Here is a 16,534-nt window from a genome sequence, read left to right on the forward strand (position 1 = left end):
CAAAAACTGTAAAGAACACCTATATTCATCAACAAGGGGGAGACATAGCTCCCCCAATATGATTAATTCACACTATTCGAATGATACACCATCGCCTGCCAAACATTTTGCTGACCACTCACATAGTTATCGTGAGTGGGGTTTTTAATATAAGTCCAAGCTACTTTTCCATCACCTAAGTACATAGGCTCATCCAAACCACCCCATCCATAATTAGGTAACTCGATTGGCCCTTCAAGTACGTTTAGATCTGCATCAACTTCCATTACATAATAGGCTTTTGGCACTAATAATCTTTTAGAGCCGCTGTCGGCATAAATACGGTTATAGGCTAGGTTATCAGAAATACACTGGAACTTTGCATACCCAAATAAGTAACGTCCATTTTTTAAATCAATAAGTTGTGGATCACTAATTTGGCAATCATCATCCTCAACCAACCAATTAAAACCCTGGCCTTCCATACTACCGGTAGAGCTGACTTTAGCGATGCCAATACGGGTTAAAGAGCTGGAATCTAGTGCATCACCGGAATAAAGTCCCTGCCTTGTTATTGTGGAGAAACTATCATCATCTTCCCAATAGTTATAACTCATATAGGACAGGAAACAGTTTGTGGTGTCGTAATCTGCACAATCTTCATCGAACGGACCTTCCCCAGACGGATCAATACCGACTTCATCCTGGAGAAAGCGATCCATATCCGCATCCTCAATATATTTAGGCGAGACGATCAAAGAAAGGTTCGTATTGGCATCCACTGGTACAACAGTATGACCACCACCATTAGATACCATCGCAGACGTTGATGGTACGAAGTGATTAAAGCGCCCTTCTGTAGACGAACTGGAAGTTTCCATTTTCACTGCAATGGTACCCAGTTGCCCATGAGTGCTACCTATCCAGTCGTTCCAATCACTGGTGCAAATTGCACCAAACATCTCATTGTCTGGATTATAGAATGAGCGAATGTTTACTACGTGACCATCGCCGCAGGCCCAATACCAACCGCGATTATCTGAGCTGCTCATATCCAGGGACCAATTACTACGGTCAATAACCGTTAAGCCCGCCGAATAGTGAGAACTCCCATTTCCATCAAATACCCGTGCAGAAACTGAGAAACCATAGCTACTACGACCCTGGCTGTCATCCTCAACATAAATCAGCTCTTGTGCGCCAAGATGAGTTCCACCGTGCATTTTATTTACTACGTAAGCATCAGGAACTTCACTTAAAGGCTGATTTTCCCACTCTAGCAGCCAAATCTGCTCGTTATAGCTGTAACTGGCATCTCGAATGTGCTGCAGTAAATCGTCATAGTCGCCAGAGGAAAGACTGGAAATAATATACTCCATCTCCTCTTGCATATCGGACCCTTTAATAGTGGTAAAGGATGGCGAGTCCCCAAAATCAGTATCCGGGAAGTTTGCCTTCAAACCAGGAAGGAAATCGTCAAACGTCAGCGTAGGGTGTTCAGTAAAAAAGTCGATATATTTACCGTGATTGGTCGCAACCAGAAGACCAATTTCATTCGCAATACGGGATTCAATGGTGTCAATGTTATCTTCCATTTTCATCCACGTTGAACCGTATTGCTCAACAAGGTCAGCTTCAACCTCATAACGCTCATTGGCTTGATAATCTGTATTGCATAGAACTGCTACTGTGGAGCAATCAGAGCTTACAGCCACACCGTGGGATTCATAACACTGATTTAACAGCGTTGCATTACCTGTTGGCTCAAAACTGGAAGTATCCGGATCATACTGTAGCTCATAAATAGAACCGTGAGTTGTATCCGCAGCAGTGTCCCCCTCTGACAAAGTAGTGGAAACAAACATTCTCGGAGTATCAGTATCTGTTGCACAGGTCGCAGTATAACTACGAATCGGGATATCAATATCCTCTTCATCCTGCTCCCCGTCAGTTCGCGCTATATAGTGTGCCATCTGGTAAACCTCACGGGCATTGTTCATACCTTCTGGCAACGTTACGTCAATGGCAGTCAATGAGGCGAAGCCTAAATCTGTATGCTCTACGTCTCCCACCACAACTGTAGTGCCCACATTATCCGAGATCGGATTATCATCGCTGCCGGACGAACCCTGATCGCTACCGCCACTATTATTATCACTACCGCTATTATCTGAGGAGGGGTTATCCGAATCCGAAGAGGAGCTCCCTCCACCACCTCCACACGCGGCCAGCAATGCCGTCAAAGAAAGCGCTATTAACTTCTTATTTATCAGTAAACCCATCAGTTCTGCCCAACTCGTATGTCACTAAGATAATTTGTTATTGCTTGCTGTCATCCATTGAATTTTTATACTCAATTGATGACCAAGTGCGCACTTTAAAGTGATGCAATCGATTGTCTGTGAACTGGTTTTAGAACCTGGCTGAGACCGATAAGTGGTAATTTTGCAGCGATAAACGGTACTAAAATACCAAAGCAGTAATAGTCATATCATGAATGGTAATTGGGCGATATTTTGCGAATATACAACTACAACGAACGGTTTCAGCTGCAACAATTGGATAGAAACTAGGAAAGCCGATATAGTGCTATTGATCGGCTATAAGCCAGTTTCCTGATAGATTGTCATTTATTCACAGTTTGGAAGTGTCAATATGAAAAGACTTGCTCTTTTAGCTTCGCTACTCATTCCCAGCCTTTCAATGGCAACCCCAGAGATTAAAGGCTCCCCCCAGGACTTACGTGACCTAATTTACCCAATATCAAGAGTTGTGACTCTCCACGGCAGTGCAAAAGAAACGGCTTATTCAGACCAAGCTATAGTCAATATTATTGTCACCACTGAAGAGTCTCTCCTATCAGACGCCATTGCCAGCAATAGTTCTTTGCGTGAACAAATAACCGAGAGCTTAATAAAGGCTGGCATAGACCGAGCTAAGATTAAAAATTCAAAATTTTCATCTTCCCCACAATTTGGTTGGCTAGGCAAAAATCCTTCCAGCTATAAAGTTATTAACAGGGTCGCAATAACTATTAACAAGGAGGGACATTTACAGTCTATCGCAAGGCTAACCGATGAAAATAAAGAAATAGAAATAGTGAGTACTTCTTTTGAGCATTCAGAAGTATCTGAATATACAAAAAAGGTCCGATCTAAGGCACTAGCCAAAATCATGGAACAAAAAGCTGACTATGAGAGAACCCTGAGTATTCAGTTAACACCAGTTAATGTCCGTACAAATAATATCGGCTATCATGGGACAGCGGGAGCTGGAGCAATAGAAGAGGTTATCGTTACTGCTTCCAGAACTCGAAACAGTAAATTTGAAGATAGCTTTTCAGAAGCATATATAGAAACAGAGGTTAGTTCCTTCGACGAAGTTCAGTATGAGGCTTCGTTGTCCGTGGACTTTCAGGTTGTGCCGTCAGCTACAACCGATTAACTTTCGATCAAGTATTCAGGTTGGTAGGAGTGAAATAGATACTTCTACCAACTAAATACCCCAGTTGATTAACCTACCGAAAGTGATAATATCTGGCTAATCTCATTCAAACTACGACTTGACTGGGACTGCCAAGTTTCGATGGCTGCTTTTAGTGCAGCCCAGTCTTTCTTGGAGGAGGGAGACTTGTCGACTACCCCTTCTCGGATTAGGGCTCGAATGGTATCACTTGCAAAAACCAAAGTATCAACTCCCATTCGTCTTAGAAATACTTGGGCAGTCTTACCGCCGAGTCGATCACCACCTTTACGCAAGTAGAGAAGATTCTCAATATAGTTGCCTGTATTCCAGCTAGAGAAATACGCTCCCAAACTTCCATGCTCATTAGATAAATGCCAAAAGAAGTCTGCATTTCTCTGAATGGAGCGAGTTTTAGTCCAGTGCTTGATCATTCCTTCCTGCCGCATTAGGTCATCTAATGCCTCCTCCGGTAAGTAACGACAGAATGAAACATCAAAGCCATAAAAGATCTTCTCTATATCCGGCCACTTTTTTTCAACAACCTTCCAACTAAAACCGGCTTGAAAAACAGCCCGGGATGCCGATGACAACCACTGACTGTCATGTATCTCTCTCAAGAGCTGCGCAGGCTTTGGCTTAACCAGCTTCGACTGAAGTCCGTCTAACCCTCCAAATCGATCAATCACAGGTGCCTCAATGGCGGCGAACTCACGCATAATTCAGACCTTCCAGTAAATCTATCTCCATTCTACGCCTATAAATAGAAATTCAAAGCATTTGGAGTTTTAGCGGAATACTAAAAAGGTGGTGCGTGTTTATCCTGCCCAAACAACACGAAAAGCCAATTGACTCTAGAAGTTAATATTTCAGAAAGCTGAAAAAGAAAAGGACATTTCAACTTCCCCAACAAATAAAGGGGAGCTAGCTCCCCTTTATTTACATGATACTTAAGTAGAGATATAAAGAATAATTAGCTACCCATAATCAGACCTATATCTCTAAAATAAGCATAACATATTTATTACTTAACCTTCTTATCAGTCTCTCCATTTTTATACCCAAGTAAATCGAGGTAAAATGCATACTGTAAAGCGGTCTCCTTATAGCGACGGAAACGACCCGAAGAGCCACCGTGACCTGCTTCCATATTGGTATTGAATAACAACTGATTTTCATCGGTCTTCAATTCGCGTAACTTTGCCACCCATTTCATTGGCTCAAAGTATTGCACCTGGGAATCATGTAGCCCAGTGGTTACCAACATATTGGGGTAATCCTGAGCTTTCACCTGGTCATAGGGAGAATAGGAAAGCATATATTCATAACTATCCTTATTATTAGGATTGCCCCACTCGTCATACTCATTAACAGTCAGGGGAATTGACTCATCCAGCATGGTAGTTACCACATCAACAAATGGCACCGCCGCAGTAACACCCCGGTACAAACCCGGTTCCATATTGACTACCGCGCCCATCAACAGCCCCCCAGCACTACCACCTGAAGCAAAGATCTTATCAGGGGCCCCATATTTTAATTTCCCCAACGCCTTGGTAACGTCGATAAAATCAGTGAAAGTATTCTTTTTATTGAACATCTTTCCATCTTCGTACCAGGCACGTCCCAGTTTTTGGCCGCCACGAATATGGGCAATAGCAAATACAAAACCTCGGTCAAGCAAGGACACCACTGAAGAGCGGAACCAGGGGTCTACGGTACTACCGTATGAGCCATAGGCATATTGCAGTAATGGATTAGAGCCATCTTTCTTAAATTTATCTTTACGATAAACCAAAGATACCGGCACCTTAACGCCATCTCGTGCCGCTACCAGGATACCCTCGCTCTGATAGTGCTCTGGGTCAAAACCACCCAGAACTTTGTCTTGCTTAAGCAATTCCAAATCGCCACTATCCAACTTGGCTTCATAAACACTATTTGGTGTCGTTAAACTCGAATAAGATACTCGAACACTCTCTGAGTCCAAGTTTGGGTTTGAACTCAAGCCCAGCCTGTATACTGGATCATTAAACCCGACTTGAAGGTCCTTATTATTCTCTAAATTAATAATTCGGAGACCCGTTTGCCCCGCTTTTCGTTCTATTACTGCCAGATGATGATCAAATAAAGTGAAATCTTCCAACAAAACTTTACTACTATGAGGTATGACTTCCTGCCAATTAGACTTATCTTTTGCGTCGTCCATGGCAACCTTCATAAGGCGGAAGTTTTCAGCTTGCCAGTTGGTCATGATATAAAAATCATTCCCTAACTTTAGCGCTGAATACTCATGATCCTCTTCCCGAGGGTATAAGGGAGCAAAATCCGCGAGAGGGGTGTTTGCGTCCAGGATTGACTGGCCACTGCTAGTTGTAGAGCTGTGGTGAATGCGTATCAGCTCTCCATCCCGGGATTTGGAAATCCACGTATAGAAAGCCTTATCCATCTCTTCGTAAACAACAACATCTTCACTCTGTGGCGTGCCCAGCTTATGGCGCATTACCTGATAGCCGAGCAGAGTTTGATGGTCTTTATTGATATAGAAGACAGTCTGATTATCATTTGCCCACACGGCAACTGGTGAAGCATTCTCCAATTTATCTGGCAGCATCTCACCAGTCTTTAAGTCCTTGAAGCGAATCGTGTAAACACGGCGCCCAACGCTATCTTCAGGATATGCTACCAACTGATTACTGGGAGAAACCGCCAGGCGCCCTACACTAAAGTAGCCGTGGCCTTCAGCCAGCGTATTCACATCCAGCATAACCTCTTCAGGTGCTTCCTGGGTGCCTTTACGTCGCGCGTGGATCGCGTATTCTTTCTCGGGAAGATAGCGGCTGTAATACCAGTAGCCATTATAATAAACGGGAACCGTTGATTTATCTTTCTCCAGACGGCCAGTCATTTCCTCAAAGAGTAATTCCTGTAACTCTTTGGTGTGGTGCATTACCGAATCGGTATAAGCATTTTCTGCTTCGAGATGAGCAATAACATCTGGCGCTTTACGTTCATCATCGCGCATCCAGTAGTAATTATCGATACGCTCATGGCCATGCATAACCATTTTATGAGGCACTTTCTTGGCTACAGGAGCGGAAGCCTGCTCGCTAAACAAGGTTTTGTCATCTGCTACTTGGTTATTTTCTGTCTCGCCACACCCTACTAAACCAAGGGTGAGTAACAGCGTTGCTGTGGTTTTATTCATAGAGCTCTATCTCTCCTACCTATTTTTCTTTGTTCCATTGATATTTTATTATCTGAATTTGATCCTCAGAGACTCAATCAGCGTGTGAATTCCAAAGCCCAACCGTTAAATACATATTCTAACAACTATTTAAGCCCTACTTTTATGGCCTTGGCGAACACTAACCAGCCAGGATCAACCAACTCATCCCCGCTATTATCAGCGATGCCGTCACACTAAGTATCGCGCCCTCTCGAACCATATCCTGTATACGTACTTTACCGGTTCCATACGCAATCGCATTAGGCGCTGTAGCTACAGGCAACATAAATGCACAACTGGCACTCATCGCCGCAGGTATCATCAGCACCATGGGCTCAAAACCCGCTGAAGTGGCGGCTACAGCTAAAATTGGCATAAGTAGGGTTGCCGTAGCTGTATTGCTGGTTATCTCTGTCAAGAAGGTCACACTAAGGCATAGAATTACCAACAACAACCACAGTGGCATCGCCGTCAGGAAAGAAAGACCGTTGCCGAGCATATCGCTCAGTCCGGAACTGGAGAAACCTTTTGCTAGCGCTATACCACCAGCAAACAGTAATAGCATTCCCCAGGGGATCGTCTCTGCCGTCTGCCAATCCAGCAAGCGCCCTCCCTTACCGTTGGGCACTAGAAACATAGCGACAACGGCTGCTAGAGCCACGGTTCCATCACCGGCAGCATCAATACCTATCAATTCGCTCCAACCACCAAACGGTGCATTGCGAGTAACCCATAGGAGAATTGCCACACCGAAAACCATTAAGGTTCGCTTTTCCTCTTGCCTCCACTCTCCCACTTGAGGGGGCTCAATATCATTTTTCAGATGCACATGACGGGTCAGCCAGAGGGCCATTATAGGCAGCGTCACCAAAGCAACTGGGACTCCTATTTTCATCCAGCCCAGGAAGCTAAACTCTCGTCCGGTTACTTCCTCGTATATTCCCATAAAAATAACATTGGGCGGCGTGCCCAGAGGAGTACCTACCCCACCCAGACTTGCGGCATAGGCAATACCCAGGATCAGGGCAATACTTAAGCGCTCGTTGTCGATCTTACTGAGAATTGCCAGGGCTATAGGCAGCATCATCAATGTGGTAGCAGTGTTGGAAATCCACATGCTCAGGAAGCCTGCTGCCAGCATAAATCCGAGCACCAGCCTGCGGCCGCTGGAGACGCCCACAATACGCAACATATACAGGGCAAGGCGCTCGTGGGCCCCACTTTTCTCCAGGGCCTTGGACAAAATAAAGGCCCCCATCAGCAACAGAATGACATGACTTCCCAAGGAAGCTGCCACCTCCCGATGATCCGCTACTCCAAATAGAGGCAAGAGGACAAAAGGCACCAGTGACGTTGCGGGGATTGGCAGTGCCTCCGTTATCCACCAAATCACAGTTAACAAGGTAATTGCAGCAGTTACTGCCGGTAGATACTGCATTCCCAACGCTGATACAAAGAAATAGAAGGCCACAGCAAAAAGAGGCCCCAAAACTATAAAGCGCTGTCGCGCGATTGACATACCTGCCCCCAACTACTCAAGGGTTTATTTTTTTAGTTTGAATCTTAGGAAGGGTGTAAACCCCTCGGTCAAGATGGACAATAAAAATACAAGAAACTTACCCTTTTGCGCAGACCTATAACCAAGAAATTATTCAAAATTCAAAGCACCCACATCTTCTCTTATCCTTACCACCATCCAAAGTTGGCGCTCACTTACTAGTAGATCCTTACTAAAACAAGGTTAATAACTTTCAGCTGAGGCGGTACAAGTGTAAAATAAGCAGATTGGTACAAACTACTTAAACTCTGCTGTATGTCCCATTTGAATACAGAGATATCGCGAATCTATGACCAATCGTTAGTTTTCTTTTATAGAGGTACCCCTTGAGACGCATCACTCCCCTATCCCTGTCCATTCTCGCATTGGCATCAGGTGCCAACACTTACGCTTCAGAAAAACCCTTTTATGCCAAAGCTACACTGGGCTATATGAGCTTTGATACCAGAGCCCGCTATACAGAGAGTGAAGACCTTAATTCAACTGGATATAGCTTTACTCTTGGCTATCGCATAAATAACTATTTAGCTGTCGAAGGTGGGATGGTGGATTTGGGAGAGATTCGCCAGGAGTATAAAGGTGATGGGGAGTTCTATTATTCGGACTATTACCAAGGCCAGGATGTAAATGTAGTTGATAGCTATACTTACGATTCGAACATTAAAACTGACTATAAATCCTACAGCCTGGGACTTGCTCTCACCCAAAAATTCCAGCAAAACTTCAATGCAATTGTTCGCTTAGGTGTACACCAGTGGTGCGCGAATAAAAGCGGGCAAAGACAAATTACAGGCACTCGTAGCTACTACGAAAACGGCGGTATTTATGATGTCTATATGACGTCGGAACCCTACGAAATCAGCTACAACCCAGATAGCGCCACAGACGGCTCAGACCTCTACTATGGTGCTGAGATATCCTGGTCTACCGGCACTTGGGATATTGGCCTTGAACACACCATCTATGAAGTCGAGGATGAAAAGGCCGACTTTACTGCACTGGGAGTAACTTACAACTTCTAGCCCGGGTTGTAAGGCCCTAGCTGTAGGTAATCACTTACATTTAGGGCCTGCTTTGGAACATCTAGAGCCACCCCCGTAGTCCAAACTTTCGAATCTGGTCATCTCCCCTGTACATCTCGCTGGCATCCGTCAAACTATCGCCCACAATAGCTAGAAGTAGAATGAGGGCGGAAAGGAATCATGAGCACTATACCCAATACCGTGGAAGTCCTGGAGAAGCTCCGCTGGAATGCTCACCTGTGCAAACACAGCCACTTTCGAGCCTCTATGAAGGGGCGCAATTTGCATGTGCTTTGCGGGGTGCCCATCGTTGTCGTCAACTTATTCCTCGGTTCGCTTTTCTTCTCCTTGATCAATGCGGAGCTGCCTGATTGGACCAAGTGGAGTGGTGCGGCGCTGGCCCTGCTGGCCGCGCTATTGGGCGGTGTGCAAACTTTCTTCAATTTTAAAAAGAACTATGAGGGACACCGGCAGGTAGGCAACGAGTACCTTGCAATCGCCAGGGAGTGCGAGCGGCTGATCGCCCTTTACTTCGACGATATCCTGGATCTTGAACATCTATCCAAGAAGATCTCAGAACTGAATACACGCTACAGCGAAATCAACCAGCGAGCGGAAGAGTTTATTGTGTCAGATAAGGTATACAGGCAAGCGGTGCATATCCAGAATCAAAAGGCCAACCGAGAGCCCTCTCTGGTAGAGCAGATGCGTAATCGCCAGGCTGCTGCGCAAAGAGTCGCCGAGGAGGCTCTCGAAATCGCAGAGAGCAGCCACTAACTCCCCCATCAATACCGCAGTACTTTCCTGGGGAAGTTGTGACTTCCCCACTTCCTATAGTAACAAACCGAAAAATGCAGACAGATCACAGTAGTCATCAACCCAGCACAGACACTTACCCATTATGCTATTTAGCCACCGATATCGGTACACCGAGCAATGTCGGCGGCCTATTTCGTATCGCCGATGCACTCGGCGTAGAGAAAATTTATTTAACTGGTGAAAGCCTGGTTCCACCTAATTCCAAAATTCGGAAAGTTTCCCGGTCTACAGAAAAGTACGTTCCCTACGAATATCACTCATCTGCAGTCAATATCGCGCAAACCTTAAAAAATAAGGGCTATCGATTAATTTGCCTGGAGATTGCCTCAAATAGCGTCGAACTCAAAGATACCCCCGTTTCCAAGGGGAATAAAATATGTTTGGTATTGGGTTCTGAAAAAGATGGGGTCAACCCTGAACTTCTGGAACTGGCAGATGCTGTGGTACACATACCTATGCAGGGTATCAATTCCTCAATGAATGTTACTTCCGCCTGCGCTATAGCGACCTATGCTTTGTTGGAAAAAATTTAATCGGGCACTTTGACCATTATATTTTTCTGATTAACATAATCGGGATCACCGCCCAACCTTTTATTGCAGTTCAATCCATTAATTGCCTGGATCTCCGCATTGCTCAAATTAAAATCAGATAATAAGAAGTTATTGCGTATGTGATCCAGGCTTTCCGCCTTGGGAATAACTATGCGATGCTGCTGGATATTCCACTTAAGGATAACCTGCCCCGAAGTCACCCCGTGATTTTTCGCAATATCCACAATTACTGGATCTATGAGAGGTTTTTCATGAGCCTCGACACCGCTCCATGTAGATCCCGACCCCAAAGGAGACCAGCTGCAAATCGCAATTTTATGGAACTGGCAATAATCTACTAAAGGCTGCTGAGTGAAGTAGGGATGCAGTTCAATTTGATTAAAAACAGGGCGCACTTCCGAGAAAGTCGCCAGTTGTTCAATATCAGATTTACGAAAGTTTGACACTCCCAGGGCCCGCACTTTTTTCTGCTGGTAAAGCGCCTCCATTGCACCCCAGGTCTCCCGGGTATAGGCCGGCATGGGCCAATGGATCAGATATAGGTCCAGGTATTCCAGCTGCAAACGCTCCAGACTACGGGCAAAAGCATCGTGAGTTTTACTGGTTCCCTGCTCCGTATCCCAAACTTTACTGGTAATAAAAAGCTCTTCCCTCGCTAGGCCGGATTCTTTGATCGCTCTTCCCAGCGCTCGCTCATTTCCGTAGACAGATCCTGTGTCAAAATGACGATACCCAACAGACATGGCTTTCAAAATAACTTCTGTTACATACTCATCATCCTGCTGCCAGCTGCCAATCGCAGCCATTCCCATGCCGAGCTGAGGTATCTCTACACCGTTATTCAATTCGAGAAAATACATAGTTAATATCCTTTCAGACTACTGAGCGGAAAATCAGCAAGGACCAAGAGGGAATAGAACCGGGGTCACATTTATTTCGCTGAGTGTAGGCCGTACAGAAGTCAACGCGTAGAAAACGGCGAACTCACGCCAACTCCTGACTGCTATTCACTCACCATGCAATAAAAAAATTAATTTTCTAAGTTCAGTGAATATAAGCGATTATTTTGGAGGAAGTGAGCCCGCAAATATCGCTCCACGACTGACCCAGTTATCCAAATCTTCTGCGACAGCATCTTCTTCCACATACACCATGCCTTTTAAGGGGCGCCCGGTGTAATCCATAGGCCGGGTATAGCGTTCGGCCAACGCAGTTTGATACTCATCGGGCCCAACCCGGACCATCAACTCCTCTCCAACAACCCCACAGGCCATATTGCCATTCAACATAAAAGCGAGACCTCCAAACATCTGCTTTTCACTGAGGCCTTCATTTCCCTGAAGTAATTTGCGCACTTTTTCAGCCAGAGTTTCGCTGTACGCCATAGTTTTCTCCTTAATCACTTTTACCAGGCAGGAATACCCCCTCAGAGACTGCTTTTTTCTGAAAAGGTTAAAAACGATGAAATTTGAAAAGAATCGAGCGGAATTAAATGTGAACCCTAATCCCAACAAGACATTGGATGGAGCAATGAGCAAGTAAACTGCAAATACAACAGATAACTGCACCATAGCAAAAACGTTATTTCGAATAATCGTTTAAGTATAGCAGTAGCTGAAGTTTCTACTTTAAGGAAGGGAAAAAATACGCCAAGAAATGAAAGGGCTGAAAAATATTACAGAAATATTTCTATTTTTACTAAAGAGTGTGGTGACCTGAAACGGCCACCACAATCTTTACGCGTACCTCGGCAGGCAAAAACCGAGGGAATGACTTGTCTTAGTCGACAAACACCCGCGCGTTGCGGAACAAGCGCATCCAGCCGGAATCTTCTTTCCACTCATCTGGATGCCAGCTATTGCTGACAGCTCGAGCAACACGCTCAGGATGCGGCATCATAATAGTCACGCGGCCATCCTCAGAACTCAGGGAGGTAATACCATTTACCGAGCCGTTGGGGTTGGCCGGATAAGTTTGGGTGATTTCCCCTTTGTTATTCAGGTAGCGCATCGCGATAGTGCCGGAAGCTTCACACTTCTCCAGCGCCTGCTGGTCAGCAAACTCTACGCGCCCCTCACCGTGAGCAACGGCAACCGGCATATAGGTACCCGCCATACCTTTAAACAACACGGAAGGTGAGTCTTCAATGCCTACCAGTGCGAAGCGCGCTTCATACTGCTCAGAGAGGTTGCGCACAAAGCGCGGCCAGTGATCAGCACCTGGAATCAGCTCTTTGATCACCGAGAACATCTGGCAACCGTTACACACCCCCAAGCCGAAGGTATCGTTGCGATTGAAGAAGCCCTCAAATTGATCGCGGGCACGATCGTTAAACAGGATGGTTTTAGCCCACCCCTCACCAGCACCCAGTACGTCGCCGTAAGAGAAGCCACCACAGCCCACCAAGCCTTTGAACTCATCCAACGCTACACGGCCAGACAGGATGTCACTCATATGTACGTCGACAGCGTTAAAGCCAGCGCGGTGGAAAGAGTGCGCCATTTCCACTTGGCTATTCACGCCCTGCTCTCGCAGTACAGCAACTTTCGGGCGAACACCTTTAGCGATATAAGGTGCGCTGATATCGTCGTTGATATCGAAAGTGAGGTTTACTGTCAGGCCCGGGTCTTCCTTGGCAATTGCAGCGAATTCCTGCTCGGCACACTCGGCGTTATCACGCAGGGACTGGATACGGTAGCTGGTTTCCGACCAGATCTGCTGCAATTCAGCACGGGAGCGCTTGAAGATTTCAACACCGTTATTAGTGATGCACAGGTGTTCGTTATTGTTCAGGTAACCGATCTTGTGGGTGGGTACACCCACAGCGGCAAAGCGCTGTACCAGCATATCCGCTTCACAGGCGGGAACCTGCAATACCGCACCCAGCTCTTCACTGAACAGCGCCGCAATCGGGTCTTCACCCAATTCGTAGATTTCCACATCCATACCCACGCGGCCGGCAAAGCCCATTTCCGCCAGGGTTGTAAACAGACCGCCGTCAGCGCGGTCGTGGTAGGCCATGATCAGGTCTTCATTCAGAGCCTGCTGTACCACCTCGAAGAAACCTTTCAGCTTCTTGGCATCGTCCAGGTCTGCGGGCTTGTCACCCAGCTCGTTGTAGACCTGCGCCAGACAGGAGCCGCCCAAGCGATTTTTGCCGGCACCCAGATCGATAAACAGTAACTCACTCTCACCTTTATCGGTGCGCAGCTGCGGTGTCACTGTCTTGCGAACATCAGTTACCGGAGTAAAGGCAGAAATTACCAGAGACAGCGGTGCAGTAACCGATTTCTGCTCGCCCTCTTCCTCCCAGGCAGTGCGCATAGACATGGAGTCTTTACCCACAGGGATGGTAATGCCCAATTCAGGACACAACTCCATACCCACCGCTTCTACGGTGCGATAAAGTTTTTCCTCTTCACCCGGATGGCCCGCTGCACACATCCAGTTGGCGGAGAGTTTGATATCGGACAGTTGCTTCACTGGGGTACAGGCGATATTGGTAATTGCCTCACCCACTGCCAGGCGGCCCGAGGCCGGTGCATCCAGCAATGCCACCGGGGTGCGCTCACCCATAGACATGGCTTCGCCTGCGTAGCTGTCATAGGCAACGGTAGTTACCGCGCAATCGGCCACCGGCACCTGCCAGGGACCAACCATTTGGTCGCGGGAAACCTGACCGGTTACAGTGCGGTCACCGATAGTGATCAGGAAGCTCTTGCTAGCCACTGTGGGCAGGCGCAGCACCCGCTCAGCCGCTTCATTCAGGTCGATATCCGCTGTGGAAAATGCCTTGCTTTCCACCTGGCGAGTCGCTGCTTCACGGTGCATGCGCGGCGGCTTGCCGAACAACACCGACATCGGCAGGTCTACTGGCTTGGATTCGAATTGCTTGTCATTTAACAGCAGGTGCTTGTCTTCGGTAGCTTCACCGACAACGGCGTAAGGCGCGCGCTCACGCTCACAGATTTGCTCGAAGCGCTCCAGATCTTCCGGCATCACTGCCAGTACATAGCGCTCCTGGGACTCGTTACACCAAATTTCCAGCGGGCTCATACCCGGCTCATCACAGGGCACATTGCGCAGTTCAAAATTACCGCCGGTACCGCCATCTTTCACCAGCTCAGGGAAAGCATTGGACAAACCGCCCGCACCCACATCGTGGATAAAGGCAATGGGGTTGCTCTCACCCAACTGCCAGCACTGGTCGATCACCTCTTGGCAGCGACGCTCGATTTCCGGGTTTTGGCGCTGTACTGAAGCGAAATCCAGATCTTCAGAGCTGGAGCCGCTGGCCATACTGGAGGCTGCACCACCACCGAGGCCAATCAACATCGCCGGGCCACCCAGCACTACCAGTTTGGCGCCAGGGGAAAACTCGGGCTTGTCTACATGCTCTTCGCGGATATTGCCGTAACCACCAGCCAACATGATCGGCTTGTGATAGCCGCGACGCTCGCCATCGAAATTTTCTTCAAAGGTACGGAAGTAACCGCAGATATTCGGGCGGCCAAACTCATTGTTAAATGCTGCACCACCGATCGGGCCTTCGATCATAATATCCAGAGCGGTAACAATACGCTCAGGCTTGCCATAGTTGGCTTCCCAAGGCTGCTCCCAGCCGGGAATGCGCAAGTTGGAAACCGTAAAACCGGTCAGGCCCACTTTTGGTTTGGAGCCACGGCCAACTGCACCTTCATCACGAATTTCACCACCGGCCCCGGTACCAGCACCGGAGAAAGGAGCAATCGCGGTAGGGTGATTGTGGGTTTCCACTTTCATCAGCAGATGAATGGCTTCAGTGCTGAAACCGTATTCCTTGCTGTCAGGATCCGGGTAGAAACGCCCCGCTTCGCTACCAGTAACGACGGCTGCATTATCCGCATAGGCGGACAACACATTGTCACCACCCTTCTGGTAGGTATTCTTAATCATGCCGAACAGGGAGTGCGGCATTTCTTCGCCGTCGATGGTCCAGGAGGCATTGAAGATCTTGTGGCGGCAGTGCTCGGAGTTTGCCTGGGCAAACATCATCAGCTCTACATCTGTGGGATTGCGCTCCAGCTCTTGGAAACTGGTGAGCAGGTAATCAATCTCATCCTCAGCCAAGGCCAAGCCCAAGGTGACATTGGCATCTTCCAGAGCTTCGCGGCCGCCCTCGAGAATATCCACACCGCGCAACGGGCGCGGCGCTTCTTCCACAAATAATTGCTCAGCTTGAGCAAAATCGGTGAATACCGCTTCAACCATACGATCGTGTAAGCGGGAGGCCAGCACAAGGCGTTCAGCTTCAGTTAACTCGACACCGGTAACGTAGTAGGCGATGCCACGCTCCAAGCGATGAACTTTGTTCAGGCCAGTGTTATGAGCAATGTCAGTAGCCTTGGAAGACCAGGGAGAAATTGTGCCCGGACGCGGCACTACCAGGATCAACTCGCCTTTCGGCTCGTGCTTTTCCTCGGTTGGGCCGTATTGGAGCAGTCGCTCCAGCAGGGCCATCTCCTGGTTATCCAGTGAGTCGCTGTCTGCAAAGTGAACGAACTCAGCGTAGAGATCGTCGATGGTCGGTTGCAGCGCGCGCAGTTGATTGAGCAGGTTTTTATGGCGGAATTTCGACAGTGCAGGAGCACCACGCAGAACTAACATTGCGGGAGATAGCCTCTTGTCTAAATGAGAAAGATTGCGCGAATGGGATTTCGCACAAGGCCCCGGAAATTTGAGAGGCGCAATTGTACCTGAAGCATCGCCACTCCAACACACCCGCCCAACACTTGGGTACACATGAACTAATTAGTAACCTGAATGTTCAAAAGACCAGCAAGCTTGGCTGTAAATAAACCAACTTTGTATCAAAGTCAGGTTCGCCTACCTAAGTCTGTAATGCTTTGCAAGCGCGCAGATCACAGTGTTC

The 16,534-nt window shown here is 47.4% G+C and carries 11 protein-coding genes; 4 read left to right on the forward strand and 7 right to left on the reverse strand.

Annotated elements, in window-relative coordinates:
• Positions 1–62: 62 nt before the first annotated feature.
• The gene (locus tag ACJJI8_RS00450) at positions 63–2,261 is read right to left on the reverse strand and encodes a hypothetical protein (protein WP_444933930.1); all 2,199 of its coding nucleotides are present in this window, start codon (positions 2,259–2,261) and stop codon (positions 63–65) included.
• A gap of 373 nt (positions 2,262–2,634) precedes the next feature.
• On the opposite strand from ACJJI8_RS00450, the gene ACJJI8_RS00455 reads away from it, so the two are divergent.
• Positions 2,635–3,423, forward strand: coding sequence for an SIMPL domain-containing protein (locus tag ACJJI8_RS00455; RefSeq protein ID WP_444933931.1), 789 nt, complete (start codon positions 2,635–2,637; stop codon positions 3,421–3,423).
• 68 nt (positions 3,424–3,491) lie between these two features.
• Here the strand turns inward: ACJJI8_RS00455 and ACJJI8_RS00460 are convergent, their stop codons facing one another.
• From ACJJI8_RS00460 to ACJJI8_RS00470, 3 genes are all read right to left on the reverse strand, one after another.
• Positions 3,492–4,160 carry a DNA-3-methyladenine glycosylase I gene (locus ACJJI8_RS00460; RefSeq protein WP_444933932.1) on the reverse strand — a complete coding sequence of 223 codons (669 nt, stop codon included), beginning with the start codon at positions 4,158–4,160 and terminating at the stop codon, positions 3,492–3,494.
• A 305-nt stretch (positions 4,161–4,465) separates the two neighbouring features.
• A complete protein-coding gene (locus ACJJI8_RS00465; protein ID WP_444933933.1) occupies positions 4,466–6,649 on the reverse strand; it encodes a S9 family peptidase in 2,184 nt (727 codons plus the stop codon).
• Positions 6,650–6,809: 160 nt separating this feature from the next.
• A complete protein-coding gene (locus ACJJI8_RS00470; RefSeq protein WP_444933934.1) occupies positions 6,810–8,189 on the reverse strand; it encodes an SLC13 family permease in 1,380 nt (459 codons plus the stop codon).
• A 365-nt stretch (positions 8,190–8,554) separates the two neighbouring features.
• Here ACJJI8_RS00470 and ACJJI8_RS00475 point away from each other — a divergent pair, with 365 nt between their 5' ends.
• The 3 genes from ACJJI8_RS00475 (at position 8,555) to ACJJI8_RS00485 (ending at position 10,602) form a co-directional block, all read left to right on the forward strand.
• Positions 8,555–9,250 (forward strand): outer membrane beta-barrel protein, encoded by a 696-nt coding sequence (locus ACJJI8_RS00475; protein ID WP_444933935.1) that lies wholly within the window; start codon positions 8,555–8,557, stop codon positions 9,248–9,250.
• Between the two features lie 180 nt (positions 9,251–9,430).
• Positions 9,431–10,027, forward strand: a complete 597-nt coding sequence (locus ACJJI8_RS00480; protein ID WP_413662971.1) for an SLATT domain-containing protein — start codon at positions 9,431–9,433, stop codon at positions 10,025–10,027.
• Between the two features lie 74 nt (positions 10,028–10,101).
• A complete protein-coding gene (locus ACJJI8_RS00485; RefSeq protein WP_282933805.1) occupies positions 10,102–10,602 on the forward strand; it encodes a TrmH family RNA methyltransferase in 501 nt (166 codons plus the stop codon).
• Here the strand turns inward: ACJJI8_RS00485 and ACJJI8_RS00490 are convergent.
• The 3 genes from ACJJI8_RS00490 to purL all read right to left on the reverse strand — a co-directional run bounded on the left by ACJJI8_RS00490 (position 10,599) and on the right by purL (position 16,269).
• Positions 10,599–11,483 (reverse strand): aldo/keto reductase, encoded by an 885-nt coding sequence (locus ACJJI8_RS00490; RefSeq protein ID WP_444933936.1) that lies wholly within the window; start codon positions 11,481–11,483, stop codon positions 10,599–10,601. The two genes, ACJJI8_RS00485 and ACJJI8_RS00490, sit on opposite strands and share 4 nt — an antisense overlap.
• Positions 11,484–11,684: 201 nt before the next feature.
• Positions 11,685–12,008, reverse strand: coding sequence for a TfoX/Sxy family protein (locus ACJJI8_RS00495; protein ID WP_444933937.1), 324 nt, complete (start codon positions 12,006–12,008; stop codon positions 11,685–11,687).
• A gap of 394 nt (positions 12,009–12,402) precedes the next feature.
• Entirely contained in the window at positions 12,403–16,269 is a 3,867-nt protein-coding gene (gene purL / locus ACJJI8_RS00500) for a phosphoribosylformylglycinamidine synthase (RefSeq protein ID WP_444933938.1), read from the reverse strand.
• Positions 16,270–16,534 lie beyond the last annotated feature (265 nt).

The organism is Microbulbifer maximicatervae (SeqCode), from assembly GCF_052467695.1.